Annotated in this window: 13 protein-coding genes; 10 read left to right on the top strand and 3 right to left on the bottom strand. The window is 62.0% G+C overall.

The window, feature by feature from the left end; translation table 11 throughout:
• The 3 genes from D6877_RS06840 to tpx all read right to left on the bottom strand — a co-directional run.
• Window positions 1-1,450 (bottom strand): efflux RND transporter permease subunit (locus D6877_RS06840; RefSeq protein ID WP_153189064.1); only part of this gene is annotated, 1,450 nt, incomplete at its 3' end.
• Entirely contained in the window at window positions 1,447-2,751 is a 1,305-nt protein-coding gene (locus D6877_RS06835; protein WP_129998667.1) for an MdtA/MuxA family multidrug efflux RND transporter periplasmic adaptor subunit, read from the bottom strand. The genes D6877_RS06835 and D6877_RS06840, both read right to left, overlap by 4 nt.
• Window positions 2,752-2,925: 174 nt before the next feature.
• Entirely contained in the window at window positions 2,926-3,426 is a 501-nt protein-coding gene (gene tpx / locus D6877_RS06830; RefSeq protein WP_016774621.1) for a thiol peroxidase, read from the bottom strand.
• Between the two features lie 517 nt (window positions 3,427-3,943).
• Here tpx and D6877_RS06825 point away from each other — a divergent pair.
• From D6877_RS06825 to D6877_RS06780, 10 genes are all read left to right on the top strand, one after another.
• Window positions 3,944-4,894 (top strand): transporter, encoded by a 951-nt coding sequence (locus D6877_RS06825; protein ID WP_130910295.1) that lies wholly within the window; start codon window positions 3,944-3,946, stop codon window positions 4,892-4,894.
• 22 nt (window positions 4,895-4,916) lie between these two features.
• Window positions 4,917-5,897, top strand: a complete 981-nt coding sequence (locus D6877_RS06820; RefSeq protein ID WP_130910294.1) for a MoxR family ATPase — start codon at window positions 4,917-4,919, stop codon at window positions 5,895-5,897.
• Window positions 5,894-6,829, top strand: coding sequence for a DUF58 domain-containing protein (locus D6877_RS06815; RefSeq protein WP_130910293.1), 936 nt, complete (start codon window positions 5,894-5,896; stop codon window positions 6,827-6,829). The genes D6877_RS06820 and D6877_RS06815 overlap by 4 nt, the downstream gene beginning before the upstream one ends.
• Window positions 6,826-7,425, top strand: coding sequence for a DUF4381 domain-containing protein (locus tag D6877_RS06810; RefSeq protein ID WP_130910292.1), 600 nt, complete (start codon window positions 6,826-6,828; stop codon window positions 7,423-7,425). The genes D6877_RS06815 and D6877_RS06810 overlap by 4 nt, the downstream gene beginning before the upstream one ends.
• Window positions 7,412-8,404, top strand: coding sequence for a VWA domain-containing protein (locus D6877_RS06805; RefSeq protein WP_130910291.1), 993 nt, complete (start codon window positions 7,412-7,414; stop codon window positions 8,402-8,404). The genes D6877_RS06810 and D6877_RS06805 overlap by 14 nt, the downstream gene beginning before the upstream one ends.
• A gap of 1 nt (window position 8,405) precedes the next feature.
• Window positions 8,406-9,986 (top strand): VWA domain-containing protein, encoded by a 1,581-nt coding sequence (locus D6877_RS06800; protein WP_130910290.1) that lies wholly within the window; start codon window positions 8,406-8,408, stop codon window positions 9,984-9,986.
• On the top strand, window positions 9,983-11,389 hold the full coding sequence (locus D6877_RS06795; protein ID WP_130910289.1) for a BatD family protein: 1,407 nt from the start codon (window positions 9,983-9,985) through the stop codon (window positions 11,387-11,389). Before D6877_RS06800 ends, D6877_RS06795 begins: the two co-directional genes overlap by 4 nt.
• A complete protein-coding gene (locus D6877_RS06790) occupies window positions 11,386-12,408 on the top strand; it encodes an HAD family hydrolase (protein ID WP_130910288.1) in 1,023 nt (340 codons plus the stop codon). Before D6877_RS06795 ends, D6877_RS06790 begins: the two co-directional genes overlap by 4 nt.
• Window positions 12,409-12,479: 71 nt before the next feature.
• Window positions 12,480-14,054, top strand: coding sequence for an arylsulfatase (locus D6877_RS06785; protein ID WP_016774612.1), 1,575 nt, complete (start codon window positions 12,480-12,482; stop codon window positions 14,052-14,054).
• Between the two features lie 248 nt (window positions 14,055-14,302).
• Window positions 14,303-16,807 (top strand): fused MFS/spermidine synthase, encoded by a 2,505-nt coding sequence (locus tag D6877_RS06780; RefSeq protein ID WP_130910287.1) that lies wholly within the window; start codon window positions 14,303-14,305, stop codon window positions 16,805-16,807.
• Window positions 16,808-17,120 lie beyond the last annotated feature (313 nt).

Genomic DNA, 17,120 nt, shown 5'->3' with positions numbered 1-17,120 from the left:
TCGGCGTCAGGGTCAGCGACACCACCAGGGAAATCAGGATCGCCACCGCCAGGGTGATGGCGAATTCGCGGAACAGGCGCCCCACCACGTCGGCCATGAACAGTAGCGGAATCAGTACGGCGATCAGCGACAGCGTCAGGGAAATCAGGGTGAAGCCGATCTGCTTGGCGCCCTTGAGCGCGGCCTGCATCGGGCTGTCACCCTCTTCGATGAAGCGCGAAATGTTCTCGAGCATGACGATGGCATCGTCCACCACGAAACCGGTGGCAATGGTCAGCGCCATCAACGTCAGGTTGTTCACCGAGAACCCGGCGAGGTACATCACGCCAAAGGTGCCGATCAGCGACAGCGGCACGGCCACCGAGGGAATGATCGTCGCACTGGCGCGGCGCAGAAACAGGAACGTGACCATGACCACCAGCGCGATGGCGATCAGCAGTTCGTGTTGCACGTCGGTGACCGAGGCACGGATGGTCTGGGTGCGGTCTGTGAGCACAGTGACGTCGAGGCCGGCCGGGAGGTTGTCGGTGATACTTGGCAGCAAGGCCTTGATGCGGTCGACCACTTCGATAACGTTGGCGCCCGGCTGACGCTGGATGTTCAGCAACACCGCCTGATTCTGGTTGGCCCACGCGGCCAGACGCTCGTTCTCGGCGCCATCGACGATTTCCGCGACGTCCTTGAGCCGCAACGGCGCGCCGTTCTTGTAGGTCAGGATGAGGTTGGCGTAATCCTCGGGCGAGGTCAGTTGGTCGTTGGCATCGAGCATCGACACCCGGGTCGGGCCATCGAAGTTGCCTTTCGGCTGGTTGACGTTGGAGGCACCGATCAGCGTGCGCACGTCCGACAGGTTGAGGCTGTTGGCCGCCAGCGCTTCGGGGTTGACCTTGATTCGTACCGCCTGACGCTGGCCACCAGCGATACTGACCATGCCGACGCCGCTGATCTGGGCGATCTTCTGCGCCATGCGCGTATCGACCAAGTCATTGAGCTTGGGCAGCAGCATGGTTTTCGAAGTGATGGCCAGGGTCAGCACCGGGGTGTCCGCCGGGTTGACCTTGTTGTACACCGGCGGCGCCGGTAGGTCGGTGGGCAGCAGGTTGGTCGCGGCGTTGATCGCGGCCTGCACCTGCTGTTCGGCGACGTCCATGTTGATGTCGAGGCTGAAACGCAGGGTCAGTACCGAAGCGCCGCCGGAGCTGGTCGAAGCCATTTGCGTCAGGCCCGGCATTTGCCCGAACTGGCGCTCAAGCGGCGCGGTGACGGCGCTGGTCATTACGTCCGGACTGGCGCCGGGGTACAGGGTCATGACGCGGATGGTCGGGTAATCGACCTGCGGCAAGGCCGAAACCGGCAGCAGGCGATAAGCGATCAGGCCGGCCAGGACAATGGCCAGCATGCTCAGGGTGGTGGCTACCGGACGGAGGATGAACAGCCGCGAAATGTTCATGCGCCCTTCTTGGCCTTTTCAGCGGTGGTCGCATCGGGATTGGCGGCGGATTTGCCTTGCAGGTGTTCGGTCGGCGAGGTCGGCACTTCGCTGCTGTCATTGACCACTTCGACTTCGCTGCCCTCCTTCAGGCGATCGGTGCCTTCAAGCACAACGCGATCACCCGCGGCGAGGCCTTCGGTGACCACGGTGTTGTCACCGTCGCTGGCACCGATTTTCAGTTGGCGAATGGTGACTTTCTTATCGCCGTCCAGCGCATAGACAAAGGTGCCATTGGTGCCGAACTGGATCGCAGCCGACGGCGCCAGCACTACACCTTTGAGCGTGTCTGCCAGCAAATGGACGTTGACGAACTGGTTGGGAAACAGCGACTGGTCGCGATTGTCGTAACGGGCCTTGAATTTCAAAGTGCCGGTAGCGACGTCAATTTGGTTGTCGAGGCTTTGCAGCACGCCAGTGGCTTGCAGCTTGGTGTCGCCGCGATCCCAGGCTTCGGCAGGCAACTTGGCGCCGCTGCGGTAACGGGCCAGCACGGTGTCGAGGCTGTTCTCCGGCAAAGTGAAGGCCACGCTGATCGGTTGCGTCTGGGTGATCACCGCGAGGAACGTGGTGTCGTTGGCGGCGACGAGGTTGCCGACGTCGACCTGACGCAGACCGACGCGACCGGCAATCGGCGCGCGGATCTTGGTGAATTCGAGATTGAGCTTGGCATCGTTGACCGCTGCCTGATTCGTCTTGACCGTGCCCAAGTATTGGCCGACCAGCGCTTCGGCGGTGTCGAGGGTCTGTTTGGCGATGCTGTCTTCTTTATACAGACCGCGGTAGCGCTCGACGTCGACCTGGGCGTTTTTCAGTTGCGCCTGATTCTGCAGCAGTGTGCCTTCGGCCTGGAGCAAAGCGTTCTGGTAAGGACGCGGATCAATCTCGGCCAGCAGGTCGCCCGCCTTGACCATCTGCCCTTCTTCGAAATGAATCTTCACCAGTTCGCCGCCCACCCGGCTGCGCACGTTGATGGTATTGAGCGCGGTGACCGTGCCCAGTGCCTTGTAATACAGCGGGAAGTCGCCCTTCACCGCCGGCGCCACACGCACCGGAATCGGCCCGGTACCGCCGCCGAAGCCCGGCCGCATCATCCCCGAGCGCCCGGTATGGCCGGCGGCCGCTTTGTCGCCGCCCGCCTTGTCAGCAGAGCCGGCGGGCCAGAATTTCCAGCACAGGACGGCGATGACCAACAGGACCAGCAGGCTGATCAGCCAGCGACGGGATTTGCGGGGGGACGATTGCATTGAGTTATTGACCATTGGGCGCGTGGGCTTCTATTACGGGAGGCTGAACGATAAGCACTGAGTGGATTTAAGCAAAGCAGCTTTACCGGCAATTTACCTTCCACTTACGTTTCAAGGTGTGAGGCAAAACCCTGATACACAAATGAAAACGGCCTGGACAGGGCCAGGCCGTTAACAATTGTAAAAGCCTTACTTGAGAACGGACAGTGCCGCTTCGTAGTTAGGCTCTTCGGCGATTTCCTTGACCAGTTCGCTGTGCAGGACGGTGTCGTTTTCGTCCAGCACCACAACGGCGCGAGCGGTCAGGCCTTTCAGTGGACCGTCAGCAATCGCCACGCCGTAGTTTTCGATGAACTCGCTGCCGCGCAGGGTCGACAGGTTCTGTACGTTTTCCAGACCTTCGGCGCCGCAGAAGCGCGCCTGGGCGAACGGCAGGTCAGCAGAGATGCACAGCACCACGGTGTTGCTGATGTCGTTGGCCTGGGCGTTGAACTTGCGCACGGAGGTGGCGCAGGTCGGGGTGTCGACGCTTGGGAAGATGTTGAGGACTTTGCGCTTGCCGGCGAAGTCTTTCAGGGTGACGTCGGACAGATTGCCGGCTACCAGGGAAAAGGCTGGCGCCTTGGAACCGGCTTGTGGCAACTGGCCGTTGACTTGAACCGGATTGCCTTTGAGGGTGACTTGAGCCATGACTTGAGTCCTTCTGTTTTTTGATTGGAAAGCATGCAAGAGGCGGAAGTTAACCACGAAATCGGCTGACGACCCATGCCCCGTTGGAAATTGTTGGGCGCTCGGCTGCGAGATTGTATACAACCTCCCTGTGCGAGCGAGCCTGATCGCGAAATCTGGTATCGATATCAGAAACGTGTGTCAACTGGACTACCGCTTTCGCGAGCAGGCTCGCTCCCACAGAAGTTTGCAGTTGCCGCCAAAACCACCTTCGATTCAGCCCGGCTCCGACGATTAGAGGTGTGATATGTGCACCGCGTCGCCCGCACCAACGAATTAATTCCTTCGACTGGCTAACCCCCGATTAGCTGCTAGTTTCAGAAGGACGTGTCCTACAGGCTTGATTAGCAAAGGGATAACGCAGTAGCGGCGCAACAGTGCTCAGTTGTCCGGAAAAACACCATGGAATCGGGAAATGATCAGCAGTCGAGCCGGGAATAGAGGACTTCTGCCGGGGCCGGGTGGCGCGGCGTTCGCCATGCTCAAGCCTCGGAGCGGGCGTCTCCTCCTCTTGCTGTGCCTGGGCGCCAGTCCATCGCTGTTCGCCGCAGAAGGTGGCGTCGGCCGGCCGATCACCGGCCAGCAAGTGTTCGCCAATGCTGGCATCGTGCCGCCGGAGCCGGGATGGGTGATGTCGTTGACCAGCATCTGGTACGACGGCTCGCTCAAGGGCAGCGACGGCGCACCGATTTCCGGCGCGATCAGTGGCGGGATCGACATGAAAGTCTCCTACACCATGGCCAACTTCACTCATGTCTGGAACACCGGCAAGGGCCGCTGGAATTTCGCTTCGGCAATGGGCCTGCCGGTGCAATACACCGACATCAAGGCGAGCATCACCGGCCCGCGCGGGCGCACGTTGGGTGACAGCGATTCCGGCACGCAGTTTGCCGATGCGCTGATCACCCCGCTCGCCGCCGGTTATCACTTCGACGAACTCAATCATCTCTCGCTGTCGCTACCGATCTACGTGCCGACCGGTGCCTATAACAAGGATCGCCTGGCCAATCCCGGACAGAACAATTACACGTTCATGCCGACCGTGGCCTTTACCCATCTCGACGGCAAGGGCGGCGAGTTCACTTTGTCCAGCGGGCTGGAGTTCTACACCGAGAACGACGCTACCGATTATCGCAACGGCAACATCTTCACCCTCGACGCCCTCTGGACTCACGGCTTGGGCAATGGCTGGAACGCCGGACTTGCCGCTGGCTACGTGCGGCAACTGACTGACGACAAAGGCCAGACCGCCGATGTCTTCAACGGCTATCGCGGCCGTTCGGTCGGCGCCGGCCCGGTAATTGGCTGGGCCGGAAAATTCGCCGATGCCCAGGCCAATATCAGCGCGCGCTGGGTGCCGGAGTTCGACACCAAGAACCGCCCCGAAGGCAATGGCTTCAGCGTCAATCTGACCCTGGCGTTTTTCTAGACCCGGACACAAAGGACTGCCCATGACAGCGCTCACCGACCTCAACGCCCTGCAAGCCAGCATCGCCGAAGCGGTGCTCGGCCAGGATCAAGTCATCCGGCAGATTCTGCTCGGGCTGTTGGCCAATGGTCATTTGCTCCTGGAGAGTCTGCCCGGGCTGGCCAAGACACGCACGGTCAAGGCACTGGCCAAACACCTTGATGCCAAGATGAGCCGCATCCAGTTCACCCCCGACCTGTTGCCCTCGGACATCACTGGCGCCGAGGTGCTGCACCAGGTCGACGGCAAAAACGAGATCCGATTCCAGCCCGGCCCGCTGTTCGGCAATCTGATCCTCGCCGACGAAATCAACCGCGCCCCGGCCAAGGTCCAGGCGGCGCTGCTCGAAGCCATGGAGGAGCGCCAGATCACGGTGGCCGGCAACAGCCATGCGCTACCGGAGCTGTTCATCGTGGTGGCGACGCAGAACCCGATCGAGCAGGAAGGCACCTACCCACTGCCGGAAGCGCAGATGGACCGTTTTCTGATGAAGGTGCTGCTCGATTACCCCAGCGCCGAAAACGAAAGCCAGGTGCTGCGCCTGCTGCGCAACGAAGAGATTGCCCAAGGTGCGAGCACCACGCCGGTGAAGAATTTCACTTTGCCGCAGGAGGTGATTTTTGCTGCGCGCAAGGAAGTCAGCGCCGTCCACGTTTCACCGGCCATCGACACCTACCTGATCGACCTGATCAACGCCACCCGCCACCCCGCCGACTACGACGAAGACCTCGCACGCTGGATCGCCATTGGTGCCAGTCCCCGTGGCGGCATTGGCCTGGACCGCTGCGCCCGCGCCGATGCGTGGCTGCAGGGGCAGGATTTCGTTTCGCCGGACAACGTCCGCGCGGTGGTCCATCCGGTGTTGCGCCATCGTTTGCAGCTGAGTTACGACGCCGTAGCCGATGGCGTCAGCGCCGATCAGGTGCTCGACCGGATTCTCGACAAAGTGGCGATTCCCGCATGAACGACGAAGGTCTGGTCTACGTCTCTCTGGCGCAACTGATGGCGCTGGAGTTCAAGGCCCGTGACCTGAGTTTTCTTGCCCGGCAGCCGCAGGGCAGCATCCTCGCCGGCAACCACGCCTCACGGCTGCGCGGTCGCGGGCTGAATTTCGACGAGTTGCGCCGCTACCAACCGGGCGATGACCTGCGCCACCTCGACTGGCGCGCTTCGTTGCGTACCGGCAAACCGGTGGTGCGCACTTTCACCGAAGAACGCGACCGCCCGGCCCTGATCGTGGTCGACCAGCGCATGTCGATGTTCTTCGGCTCGCAGCGCAGCTTCAAATCGGCAGTCGCCGCCGAACTCACCGCGCTGGCGGCGTGGATGGTTTTTCACGCCGGGGATCGGGTTGGCGGTCTGGTCTTCAACGACCAGCGTATCGACAGCATCGCGCCGTTGCGCAGTCGCAAGCGTGTCGAAGCGCTGCTCAGCCGCGTAGTGCAGCAAAACCGCGCGCTGAACGCCGGTAATCCCGACGCTGAAGATGAAGATCAATTGGACAAAGCCTTGCAGCGCTGCGTCGGCGTGGCCGGGCACGACCATTTGATCTGTATCGTAAGCGACTTTGCCGGCGCCGGTGAACGCACCTTGCAATTGATGCGGCAGCTGTCGGCGCACAACGATGTGATTGCCTTGCAGGTCTATGATCCGCTGGCGCTGAAACTGCCGAACAACGGTCGCCTGCTGGTCACCCAGGGCGAGTTGCAGGTCGAACTGGCGATCGAGAAACGTAACGTGCATCAGCCGCTGGGGGATTTTCTCAGCGGGCGGCTCAAGGACGTCGCCAGCCTGCTGCGCCGCAGTCAGGTGCCGCTGATGATGATCAGCACCGCCGAGGACGCCCATGGGCAACTGCGCGCCGAACTGGGCAAAAGCGCCGGGGGCGCGCGATGAACCCGAATATCCCCAGCATCGATCAGCTCAAGGAGTTGGCCCTGCCCGCGCCCGTCAGCTATGCGCCGCAAACGTGGGGCTGGTGGCTGTTGCTGGCGGTGCTGATACTCGCCGCGCTGTTGCTCGGCCTGCGCAGATACTGGCAATGGCGCCGCGACCGCTATCGCCGTGAAGCTCTTGCCCGACTGGCACAGTTGCGCGGCCGCAGTGACGACCTCAATGCCCTGCGCGAATTGCCAGAGCTGCTCAAACGCACGGCCCTGTCCATGCCCACTCGATCGCGGCGCTGGAATGCATTCCCTGTGGGAGCGAGCCTGCTCGCGAAGACGTCAGCGCATGCAATACCTCGACCCACTGACACAGCGCTTTCGCCAGCAGGTTCGCTCCAACAAGGGCCGGCGGCGCTTGGCAGAGATGACTGGCAGGATTTTCTGCAACGGCACTGCAAAAACAGAATGCCTGCCGACTTCAGCACGCAACTGGCCCAACTCGCCTACGCGCCGGACCCCGTATTGCGCGCCCTCCCCGCAGCGCAACGGCAAATGCTCTTCGACAGCTGCCAATACTGGGTGGAGCATCACCATGTGGCAGCTTGATTACCCCTGGTTGTTACTCCTGCTGCCGCTGCCCTGGCTCGCTTACCGTTTTTTGCCCGCTTACAACGAAGCCCGCAGTGCCGTGCGCGTACCGTTTTTCGGCGCGATGAGCCGCGCGGTCGGCGAAGCGCCAGGCACCGCGGGCAGTCGGCGCAATCGCTGGCAACTGCTGCTGAATGTGCTGGTGTGGGCGCTGATTCTGCTGGCCGTGTCACGTCCGGTGTATGTCGAAAAGCCAATCGAACGCCAGCAACCGGTGCGGGACCTGATGCTCGCCATCGACCTGTCGCAGTCGATGGAAACCGAGGACTTTACTAACGCTCAGGGCGACAAAATCAATCGCCTGGCAGCGGTCAAAGGCGTGGTGCAAGGCTTCATCGACAAACGCAAGGACGACCGCATCGGCCTGATCGTATTTGGCAGCGGTGCCTATCCACAGGCTCCGCTGACCCTCGATCACGCCAGCCTGTCGTTGTTGCTGGCCGATACCGGGATAGGCATGGCCGGCCCCAACACAGCGATCGGCGATGCGATCGGGCTCAGCCTGAAATTGCTCGATAAGGCCCATGAGCAGGAAAAAGTCCTGATTCTGCTGACGGATGGCAACGACACCAGCAGCGCGATCACCCCGGATCACGCCGCTGAAATGGCTGCCAACAAAGGCGTGGTCATTCACACGATCGGCATCGGCGACCCCGATGCGTCAGGAGAAGCGAAGGTCAATCTGCAAGGCCTCGAACAGATCGCCAATATCACCGGCGGCCGCTTCTTCCGCGCTGAAGACCGCGCGGCGCTGGATCAGGTCTACACCACCCTCGACCAGCTCACTCCGCATCAGGTGAAAACCCTCAGCCATCAACCGCAACGGGAATTGTTTTATTGGCCGCTGGGCGCAGCGTTGCTGTTGTTGGCGCTGTATCAGCTCGGCGCCCTTTTACGCCCGAACCTGACGGTTGCGCGGCAGCGGCAGGAGGCCTGAAATGGAGATCAACCTGAGCGATTTCCACTTCCTGCGCCCGCTGTGGCTGTTGCTTGCGCTGTTCGGCGCAATGCTGCCACTGATCTGGCGCCGCAGCCGCGACCTGCAAAAACGCCTGCGCGGCAATATCGCCGAACACTTGCTGCCGCACTTGTTGATCACCCCGCAGGATCACCAGCGCTGGCGCCCGGTGCACCTGCTCTGTGCGCTGCTGATCCTCGGCGCACTCGCCGCGGCCGGGCCGACGTGGGAACAGGATCGCCCGGACTTTCTCGAGAACCGCGCACCACTGATCGTTGCCGTCGACCTTTCGCCCTCGATGGACGCCAACGATGTGCAGCCGACGCGGCTGGAGGCGGTCAAGCACAAGCTGCATGAGCTGCTGCAACGTCGCGCCGCTGCGCGGACCGCACTGATCGCCTATGCCGGCAGCGCGCATCTGGTGTTGCCACCGACCGACGATCCGGCGCTGCTCGACAGCTTCATCCAGGCCCTGGGCACGGGCTTGATCGACAAACCCGGCAAGAACGTCGCCGCCGTGATCGATCAAGCGAAACGCTTGCTCAGCGCCGAGAACACCCCGGGCAGTCTGCTGCTGATGACTGATGGGGCCGATACCACGCAACTCGATGATCTGCAAAAACACCTCGACGGCAGTGCCTTGCAGGTTCTGGTTCTGGCGGTGGGCAGCGAAGACGCGGGCGTCATCACTACCGCCAGCGGCCAACCGAAAATCGACAGCAGCGGACGACCAGTGCTCGGCAGTTTCGATCAGGCGGCCCTCAAGCAATTGGCCTCGGCCGTCGACGCGCCGCTCGGCAGCCTGACCCTCAATAACGATGACCTGGAGTGGATCGAGTTGCACGCCCGCCAACACTTCCAGAGCGCCAGCGCCGAACAGCGCGAATTGCACTGGAAGGACGCCGGATACTGGCTCTGCTGGCCATTGCTGTTACTGGCGCTGTTCAGCGTACGCAAAGGCTGGAGCGTCAACTGGATGCCGGCGCTGTTTTTGGCCGTAGGGTTGGGCTGGCCTGCGGCGCCGGCGCAGGCCAACGCCCTCACCGATGCGTTTTTCACCCGCGACCAACAAGGCCGCTGGGCGTTTGAGCATGATCGTTTGCCCGAAGCCGCGGCGCTGTTCGTCGACCCGTACTGGAAAGGCGTCGCGGCCTATCACGCTGCCGATTACGACTTGGCAATGGCGACCTTCGCCCGCCTGGACACGCCGCAGGCGTACTTCTACCTGGGCAACATTTATGTGCGCCGCTTCAAGTTCGATCAGGCGATTGCCGCCTACAGCGAGGCGTTGAAACTGCAGCCGCAATTTACCGAAGCGAGCGCCAATCTGGCCTTGGCTCAGGCACTGCTCAAGGACACCGAAAGCGCCGAGAAAAACGCTCCGCAAACCAAACCCGATGAAGTCAGATTCGACAAGGCACCCGGTAAAGGTCAGAGCAAAAAGGTCGAGACCCAGCAAGCGGCGTCCGACGCGCTGTGGCTGGAGAACCTGACCACCTCGCCGGCGAAGTTTCTACGGCAGAAATTCAGTCTGCAGGATCAGCAGGGAGATCGGCCATGAACCGTATTGCGGCCTTCGCGAGCAGGCTCGCTCCCACAGGAAAACCGTGGACTCCAAGTGGGAGCGAGCCTGCTCGCGAAGAGGCCCGGACGCTCAGCGCAAAGCTCAGCGCCCTGCTGCTGACCAGCCTGCTGTCTCTGAATGTTTTTGCCGCCCCAGCGCAACTGAAAGTCCAGGCTCACCTCAACCCCAGCGAAGGCGCGATGGTCGGCGGCCTGGTCGAACTGCAACTCGACGTGCTCACCGACACCTGGTTCACCAGCGCCGCCACCCTGCCCGATCTGCAACTCGACGGTGCGCTGGTAATGCCGCCGAACGGCCAGGCGCAGCATCTGACCCAGACCATCGATGGCCAATCGTTCAATGGCTTGCGCTATAGCTATCTGATCACGCCCAACGTCGCGCGCAGTTTCGATATCCCGGCGCTGACCGTACGCGCCAGACTGGGCCAGGCCACTGAAGAAATCAGCGCACAAAGCCAGCCGCTGAGTTTCAGCGCCGCCCAGCCGCCCGGTTTCGCGCCCGGGGAGACGCCTTTGGTCGCCAGTGGGTTGCGCTTGAAACAGATCGTTACCAATTCGGCCACGCCGCTGAAAGTCGGCGATAGCATCACCCGTGAGCTCACCCTGCAAGCCGATGGCGCGCTGGCGATGGCGCTGCCGATTCCGACCTTCAGTGATGTCGCCGGCTTGAGTCGCTACGCGAAGACGCCACAAGTCAAAGCGCTGGATGACGGTCGCGGCAATATCCTTGGCGGTCAACGCGTCGACAGCGCCAGCTATCGCATCGACAGCGCCGGTACTTACACGCTGCCAGCCATCCGCGTGAAATGGTGGGATTCCGCTGCGAAGCAGATCCGTAGCGCTGAGGTGCCGGCCGTGAGCTTCGAGGCCGCAGCCAACACCGCCTATAAACCGGTGTTTTCGCTCGCCGAAGACCTCAGGCAACTGCAACAGAAGCACTTGCACTTCTCCAGCCGCTGGCTGCTCTGGCTGGCGCTGGCGGTCGGCCTCGCCGTCGGTGTGTACTTGCTGCGGCCCGTCGCCGCTCGCGCCCATCAACGCTGGCTCGCACATAAACGGGCGAAGCAATTGGCCTGGCAGCATTCGCCCGCTTTCGCCTGGCAACAGATCGCCCCGCAACTGCAAGCCAGGCCGGCGCAACTGACCGCGCTGTACCTGTGGCTGCGGCGTAGTCGTCTGGGCTTGAAACTCACGGGCGCCGGTCCGCGCTTGCAGGGATTGTTACGCGGGCTTTACGGCCGTCAGTCTGCCGCCGATCAAACACTTGTTCAGCTTCGCCAATCGTTGTCTACGCTTCAAAGTCAGGTCGCCCGGCAACAGGCGAAACCCGCACCGGCCCTGCGCCCGCTCAACCCTGTGCATGAGAAGGACTTCACATGATCAACCCGTTGCTGCGTCGCCAACGTTTCGGTTTCGCCCTGCTGTTGACACTGGTTCTGCCCCTGCTGGCACAGGCGAATGAACCGCTGCCGTCATGGAACGAGGGCCCGGCCAAAAAGAGCATCATCGAGTTCGTCCAGGCCGTGACCGACCAGAGCAGCAAGGACTTCGTCAAACCGGCCGATCGCATCGCCGTGTTCGACAATGACGGCACCTTGTGGAGCGAACAACCGGCGTACTTCGAATTGCTGTTTGCCTTCGACGAGGTCAAGCGCACCGCCGCACAACACCCGGAATGGAAAACCACACAGCCGTTCAAAGCAGTGCTGGAAAATGATCACAAAGCCCTCGCCGCGTCGGGCATGGAGGGTTTGCTGAAGATCGTCGGCGCCACCCACAGCGGCATGACCACCGAAGCCTTCGATGACTACGCGAAAACCTGGTTCAGCCAGGCCCGCCACCCGAAAACCGGCAAGCCCTACACGGAAATGATCTTCCAGCCGATGCTGGAAATGCTCGACTACCTGCGCAGCCAGAACTTCAAGACCTACATCGTTTCCGGCGGCGATACCGGCTTCATGCGCGCCTTCGCCGAGAAGGTCTACGGCATCCCGCCGGAACAGGTGATCGGTACCACGTTCGTCACCTCTTACCAGTTCAAGGACGGCAAAGCGTCGATCGTGCGCACGCCGAAAGTTGCGCACAACGATGACGGTCCGGGCAAACCGGTCAGCATCGATGCGGTCATCGGTCGGCGGCCGATCCTCGCCTTTGGCAACTCCGACGGCGACCTGCAAATGCTGCAGTGGACCGCCGCCGGGCCGGGCAAGCGCCTGATGGGGCTGGTGCACCACACCGATGCCAAGCGCGAGTGGGCTTATGACCGGCAATCGAATATCGGCCGACTCGACAAGGCCCTCGATGAAGCGAATTCCCGTGGCTGGACGGTGGTGGACATGGCGTCGGAATGGCGCCGGATCTATCCGTTCGATCCGCCGGCAACCGAGCAAGTGCAATAAGAAAGCGTGATGCAGGAGAGCAGTAAACGTTTGTCGCAAAAAACGACCCCCGTGCAAAAGGAGCAAGTCAGATGACTCGCATACGCAAGTGGCTACCGAAACTCGCCCTGGTGGCAACCTCGGTGATGGCGCTGTCGGCAACCGCCACAGCGGCTGAAAAACCCAACATTCTCGTGATCTTCGGCGACGACATCGGCCAGACCAACATCAGTGCCTATTCCATGGGCGTGGTCGGATACAAGACGCCGAATATCGACCGTATCGCCAAAGAAGGCATGATCTTCACCGATTACTATGCCGAAAACAGTTGCACGGCCGGACGCTCGTCGTTCATCACCGGGCAGACGCCATTGCGGACCGGCTTGTCCAAGGTCGGCATGCCCGGGGTCCCGGTGGGCTTGCAGCCACGCGATGTGACCATTGCCCAAGCGCTGAAAGCCCAGGGCTATGCCACGGGTCAATTCGGCAAGAACCACTTGGGCGACAAAGACGAATATCTGCCGACCAACCATGGTTTCGACGAGTTTTTCGGCAACCTGTATCACCTCAACGCCGAAGAGGAACCGGAGCGTCCGTACTGGCCCAAGGATGATGCCGAGTTCGTCAAGGCCGCCTCGCCTCGTGGCGTGATCCACAGTTTTGCCGACGGCAAGATTGAAGACACCGGCGCGCTGACCAAGAAACGCATGGAGACCATCGACGACGAAACCACTGCGGCAGCGCAAGCGTTCATCGAGAAACAGGCCAAGGCGGACAAACCGTTCTTTGTCTGGATGAACACCACACGCATGCATGCCTTCACTCACGTGCGCGAATCCATGCAAGGCCAAAGCGGCATGGTCGGCAACGAATATGCCGATGGCATGCTCGAGCATGACGGCGACGTCGGCAAGCTGCTCAAGACACTGGATGACTTGAAGCTGACCGAGAACACCATCGTTGTCTACACCACCGACAACGGCCCGAACCAATGGTCGTGGCCTGACGCTGCAACGACGCCGTTCCGCAACGAGAAAAACTCGAACTGGGAAGGCGCATACCGGGTACCGGCGATGATTCGCTGGCCGGGCAAAGTCAAGGCAGGCGAAGTCTCCACGCAGATGTTCTCCGGTCTGGACTGGTTCCCGACACTGTTGGCCGCCGTGGGCGACACCGACATCAAGGACCGCTTGCTCAAGGGCGCCGACATCGGCGGCAAGAACTTCAAAGTGCACCTGGACGGCTATAACCAGCTGGACTACCTGACGGGTAAAACCGACAAGAGCGCGCGCAAGGAGTTCTACTACTTCAACGATGACGGTGCGTTGGTCAGCATGCGTTTCAATGATTGGAAACTGGTGTTCTGTGAGCAGCGCGCGCCCGGCGGACTGCAGGTGTGGAGCGAACCGTTCACCTGCCTGCGTGTGCCGAAAATGTTCAACCTGCGCATGGACCCGTACGAACGCGCCGATGTCGTGTCCGACCAGTACTATGACTGGCTGACGAAAAACGACTATCTGATTTTCGACGGTACCCGCCGCGCGGCGAAGTTCCTGCAGACCTTCGTCGACTATCCACCTAGCCAGCGTCCGGCGAGCTTCAGCATCGACCAGATCCGCGAGGATGTGGACCGCCGTATCGAAGAAAAAATGAAGAAAGCCCAGTAATAGCGCTGTACCGCCGCTCGCCTTCATCGGCGGGCGGCCCTGTTTTCAACAAGCGACCGGGTCGGTTTCGTTCGCGAGCAGGCTCGCTCCCACAAGGTTTTCTGCGATCGTTCCCACGCTCTGCGTGGTAACGCAGCCCGGGACGCTCTGCGTCCAATGCCGAAGCGGACGCGGAGCGTCCAGTGAGGCATTCCCACGCAGAGCGTGGGAACGATCAACATCAGCCAATCCATAACAAGGCTCACCGCATGTCCTCACGTATCGCCAGCAAGCCGTCGGCCATACCCGTTCCGCAAGCCGCATCCACCACCTCAATGATCCCTGCCCTGCTGCTATGCATCTCCGGCGCGGCAGCGTTGGTCTATCAGGTGTTGTGGATCAAACAGCTGTCGCTGGTGGTCGGCGTCGAGGTCTACGCAATCACCACCGGCATCAGCGCGTTTTTCGCCGGGCTCGCGCTCGGCGGCTGGCTGTTCGGGCGCTGGGCCGATCGCTTGCAACAGCCGGTTCTGCTCTACGCCGGGCTGGAAGTACTGGTGGCGATACTCGGCGTTGGCGCGACAGTGGCAATGAGTCTGGCGGCCGGTGCGTTTGCCTGGTTGCAAGGTCATGTCGGCGTGCTCGCGTGGTTGCTGCCGTTTGCGCTGGTAGGCATTCCGGCGGTCTTGATGGGCGGGACGCTGCCGGTGCTGGTGCGCTCACTGGCGGCTGAGCCGGGCAAGGCCGGCGGTCAGTTGTATGCGGCGAATACGCTGGGCGCGATCGTCGGCACTTTGCTCGCCGCGTTCGTACTGATCGCCAGCCTCGGCGTGCGCGGCAGTGCGCTGTTCGCCGCGATGCTCAACCTGCTTGCTGCGGCCGGTGCGCTGTGGTTGCAGCGCCAGCAGCCAGTAGCGCTGGCCACACCGGTCAAACACGGCAACGCCAAAGCGCCCGACCGCACTGCGTTGTGGCTTTACGCGATCGCCGGGGGTGTGGCGTTGGGTTACGAGGTGGTCTGGTCGCAATCGATCGTGCAGTTCATGAGCACGCGCACCTATGCGTTTGCTGTGGTGCTGGCGACTTACCTGACCGGGCTGTTTATCGGCAGCGCCCTGCTCGCCCGTCGCGTCGAGCGCATTCGCGACCCATGGGGCGTATTCGGCTTGTTGATTGCCGGTGCAGGCCTGCTTGCGCTGCTGGAGATCGCCGTGCTCGGCCGCTGGCTGGTGCTCGCGCAGAGCCATGCGGAAACCTGGCTGCTGAGTCTGGGCGCCAGCGAGCTGGCCGGTATGAGCGCGCGCTTTGCCGTGGCGGCGCTGAGCATCGTGTTTGTGCCGACCCTGCTGCTCGGCGCGGCGTTTCCTCTGGCGTTGCGCCTGAGTGTCGGCAGCGAACGTGTGGGCCGCGATGTCGGCGCCGTTGTCGCGTTCAACACCCTGGGCGGGATCATCGGTGTGATGCTTTGCGGCTTCGTATTGATTCCCCTGCTGGGCCTTGTGCGCACCCTCGGCCTACTGGCGCTCGTCGCAGCGACAATCGGTTATCTGGCGGTGCGCAAGGGCCATGGCGTGGCGAAAGGTCGGCGCCAGGCCGTGGTCGCACTAGGTCTGGTTTGCGTTGCAGTGGCGGTACTGACGCCCGTCGACAAACTGGCCAGCCTGTTGCCCGGCGCACGCAACGGCACGCTGGCCTTCTACGAGGAAGGACGCGGCGGCACGGTCGCGGTGGTCACTCAGGGACGTGGCGAAAACACCTTCCACCGTTTGTACATCCAGGGCGTGTCGAACACCGGCGATGCCATGCCGTCGCTGCGCTACATGCGCATTCAGGCACTGCTGCCGCTGCTGATCCACAACGGTGAACCGCGCTCGACCCTGGTGATCGGCTTCGGCACCGGCATCACCGCAGGCGCCATGCTGCGCTATCCAGGTCTGGAACATCGCGTGGTCGCCGAATTGCTGCCATCGGTGGTGAAAGCAGCGCCGTTGTTCAAGGGCAACTTCAATGCCGCCAGCGATCCCGGCGTCGACGTTCGCCTGCGCGACGGCCGCCAGGAACTGCTGCGCAGTGCACAGACCTACGACGTTATCACCCTGGAACCGCCACCGCCCTCCGCTGCAGGCGTAGTCAATTTGTATTCGCGGGACTTCTACCAGCTGGCCGCCAGTCGCTTGCAGGACCAGGGCATCGTTGCGCAGTGGCTGCCGCTGCCGACGCAGAATATCGACGACTCGCGCTCACTGGTGCGCAGCTTCCTCGACGTGTTCCCGCATGCCTCGCTATGGACCAGCGAGTTCCACGAAATGCTGCTGGTTGGCTCAATGAAACCGATGCAACTGGACGCCGCGAAAATCACCGCGCGCTTCCAGCAGGACAGCGTACGCAACACCTTGCAGGACGTCGGCATCGGCTCGGCGGCGGCGCTGCTGGCCACCTGGGTCACCGATCGCACCGGCCTGGAGCGCTTCGCCGCCGATGCACCGGCAGTGACTGATGATCAGCCGCGCATCGAATACGCGCCGTGGGTACGCAGCAAGGAAATCACCCGCGTGCTACCGGCGCTGCTTGACTTGTATCAGCCACCTACACTGGTCAGTGCCGATGCCGGGTTCAGTGAACGCATGGAAACGCATCGGCAGCGGTTGATGCAGTTTTATCGGGCAAGCCTGCACGCCTACGACGGCGATCGGGACGCCTGGGGTCGGGATATCCGGGAAGTGATGCAAGGGGATCGGGCGAACCCATATTTTCGCTGGTTTGTCGGGCAGTAAGGCGGGGCTGACAGAATGCCTTCGCGAGCAGGCTCGCTCCCACAGAAAAGCAAAAGCAAAAGATCGCAGCCTTCGGCAGCTCCTACACAATGAGCGCAAGCTCGAGTGCTTTTGATCTTGATTCACCGGCGACGTCGGAAGGCTGAGTGGAGGGATTGATCCGGGGGTGGGAGCGCAGCGACCGTCTGGCGCAGCCAGACACAGCGGAAGGAGGTGCAGCGAAGCAAACCGTAGCCGCTGCGCCCGGATCGATCCCGCAGCGAAGGAACCCGAGCCTGCGAGGGCCGAACGTAGGAGCAAGCCTTTTTGGGTA

This window comes from Pseudomonas sp. Sample_9, assembly GCF_004307535.1.
Taxonomy (GTDB): domain Bacteria; phylum Pseudomonadota; class Gammaproteobacteria; order Pseudomonadales; family Pseudomonadaceae; genus Aquipseudomonas; species Aquipseudomonas mercuritolerans.
The sequence above is the reverse complement of the archived record's forward strand: the minus strand, read 5'-3'. Positions and strand labels throughout refer to the sequence as shown.

Bases quoted from the DNA above. Each gene is read 5' to 3' on its own strand.
- D6877_RS06825 (WP_130910295.1), top strand. From the start codon at position 3,944: ATGCTCAAGCCTCGGAGCGGGCGTCTCCTCCTCTTGCTGTGCCTGGGC.
- D6877_RS06785 (WP_016774612.1), top strand. From the start codon at position 12,480: ATGACTCGCATACGCAAGTGGCTACCGAAACTCGCCCTGGTGGCAACC.
- D6877_RS06800 (WP_130910290.1), top strand. From the start codon at position 8,406: ATGGAGATCAACCTGAGCGATTTCCACTTCCTGCGCCCGCTGTGGCTG.
- D6877_RS06805 (WP_130910291.1), top strand. From the start codon at position 7,412: ATGTGGCAGCTTGATTACCCCTGGTTGTTACTCCTGCTGCCGCTGCCC.
- D6877_RS06780 (WP_130910287.1), top strand. From the start codon at position 14,303: ATGTCCTCACGTATCGCCAGCAAGCCGTCGGCCATACCCGTTCCGCAA.
- D6877_RS06815 (WP_130910293.1), top strand. From the start codon at position 5,894: ATGAACGACGAAGGTCTGGTCTACGTCTCTCTGGCGCAACTGATGGCG.
- D6877_RS06795 (WP_130910289.1), top strand. From the start codon at position 9,983: ATGAACCGTATTGCGGCCTTCGCGAGCAGGCTCGCTCCCACAGGAAAA.
- tpx (WP_016774621.1), bottom strand. From the start codon at position 3,426: ATGGCTCAAGTCACCCTCAAAGGCAATCCGGTTCAAGTCAACGGCCAG.
- D6877_RS06820 (WP_130910294.1), top strand. From the start codon at position 4,917: ATGACAGCGCTCACCGACCTCAACGCCCTGCAAGCCAGCATCGCCGAA.
- D6877_RS06790 (WP_130910288.1), top strand. From the start codon at position 11,386: ATGATCAACCCGTTGCTGCGTCGCCAACGTTTCGGTTTCGCCCTGCTG.
- D6877_RS06835 (WP_129998667.1), bottom strand. From the start codon at position 2,751: ATGGTCAATAACTCAATGCAATCGTCCCCCCGCAAATCCCGTCGCTGG.
- D6877_RS06810 (WP_130910292.1), top strand. From the start codon at position 6,826: ATGAACCCGAATATCCCCAGCATCGATCAGCTCAAGGAGTTGGCCCTG.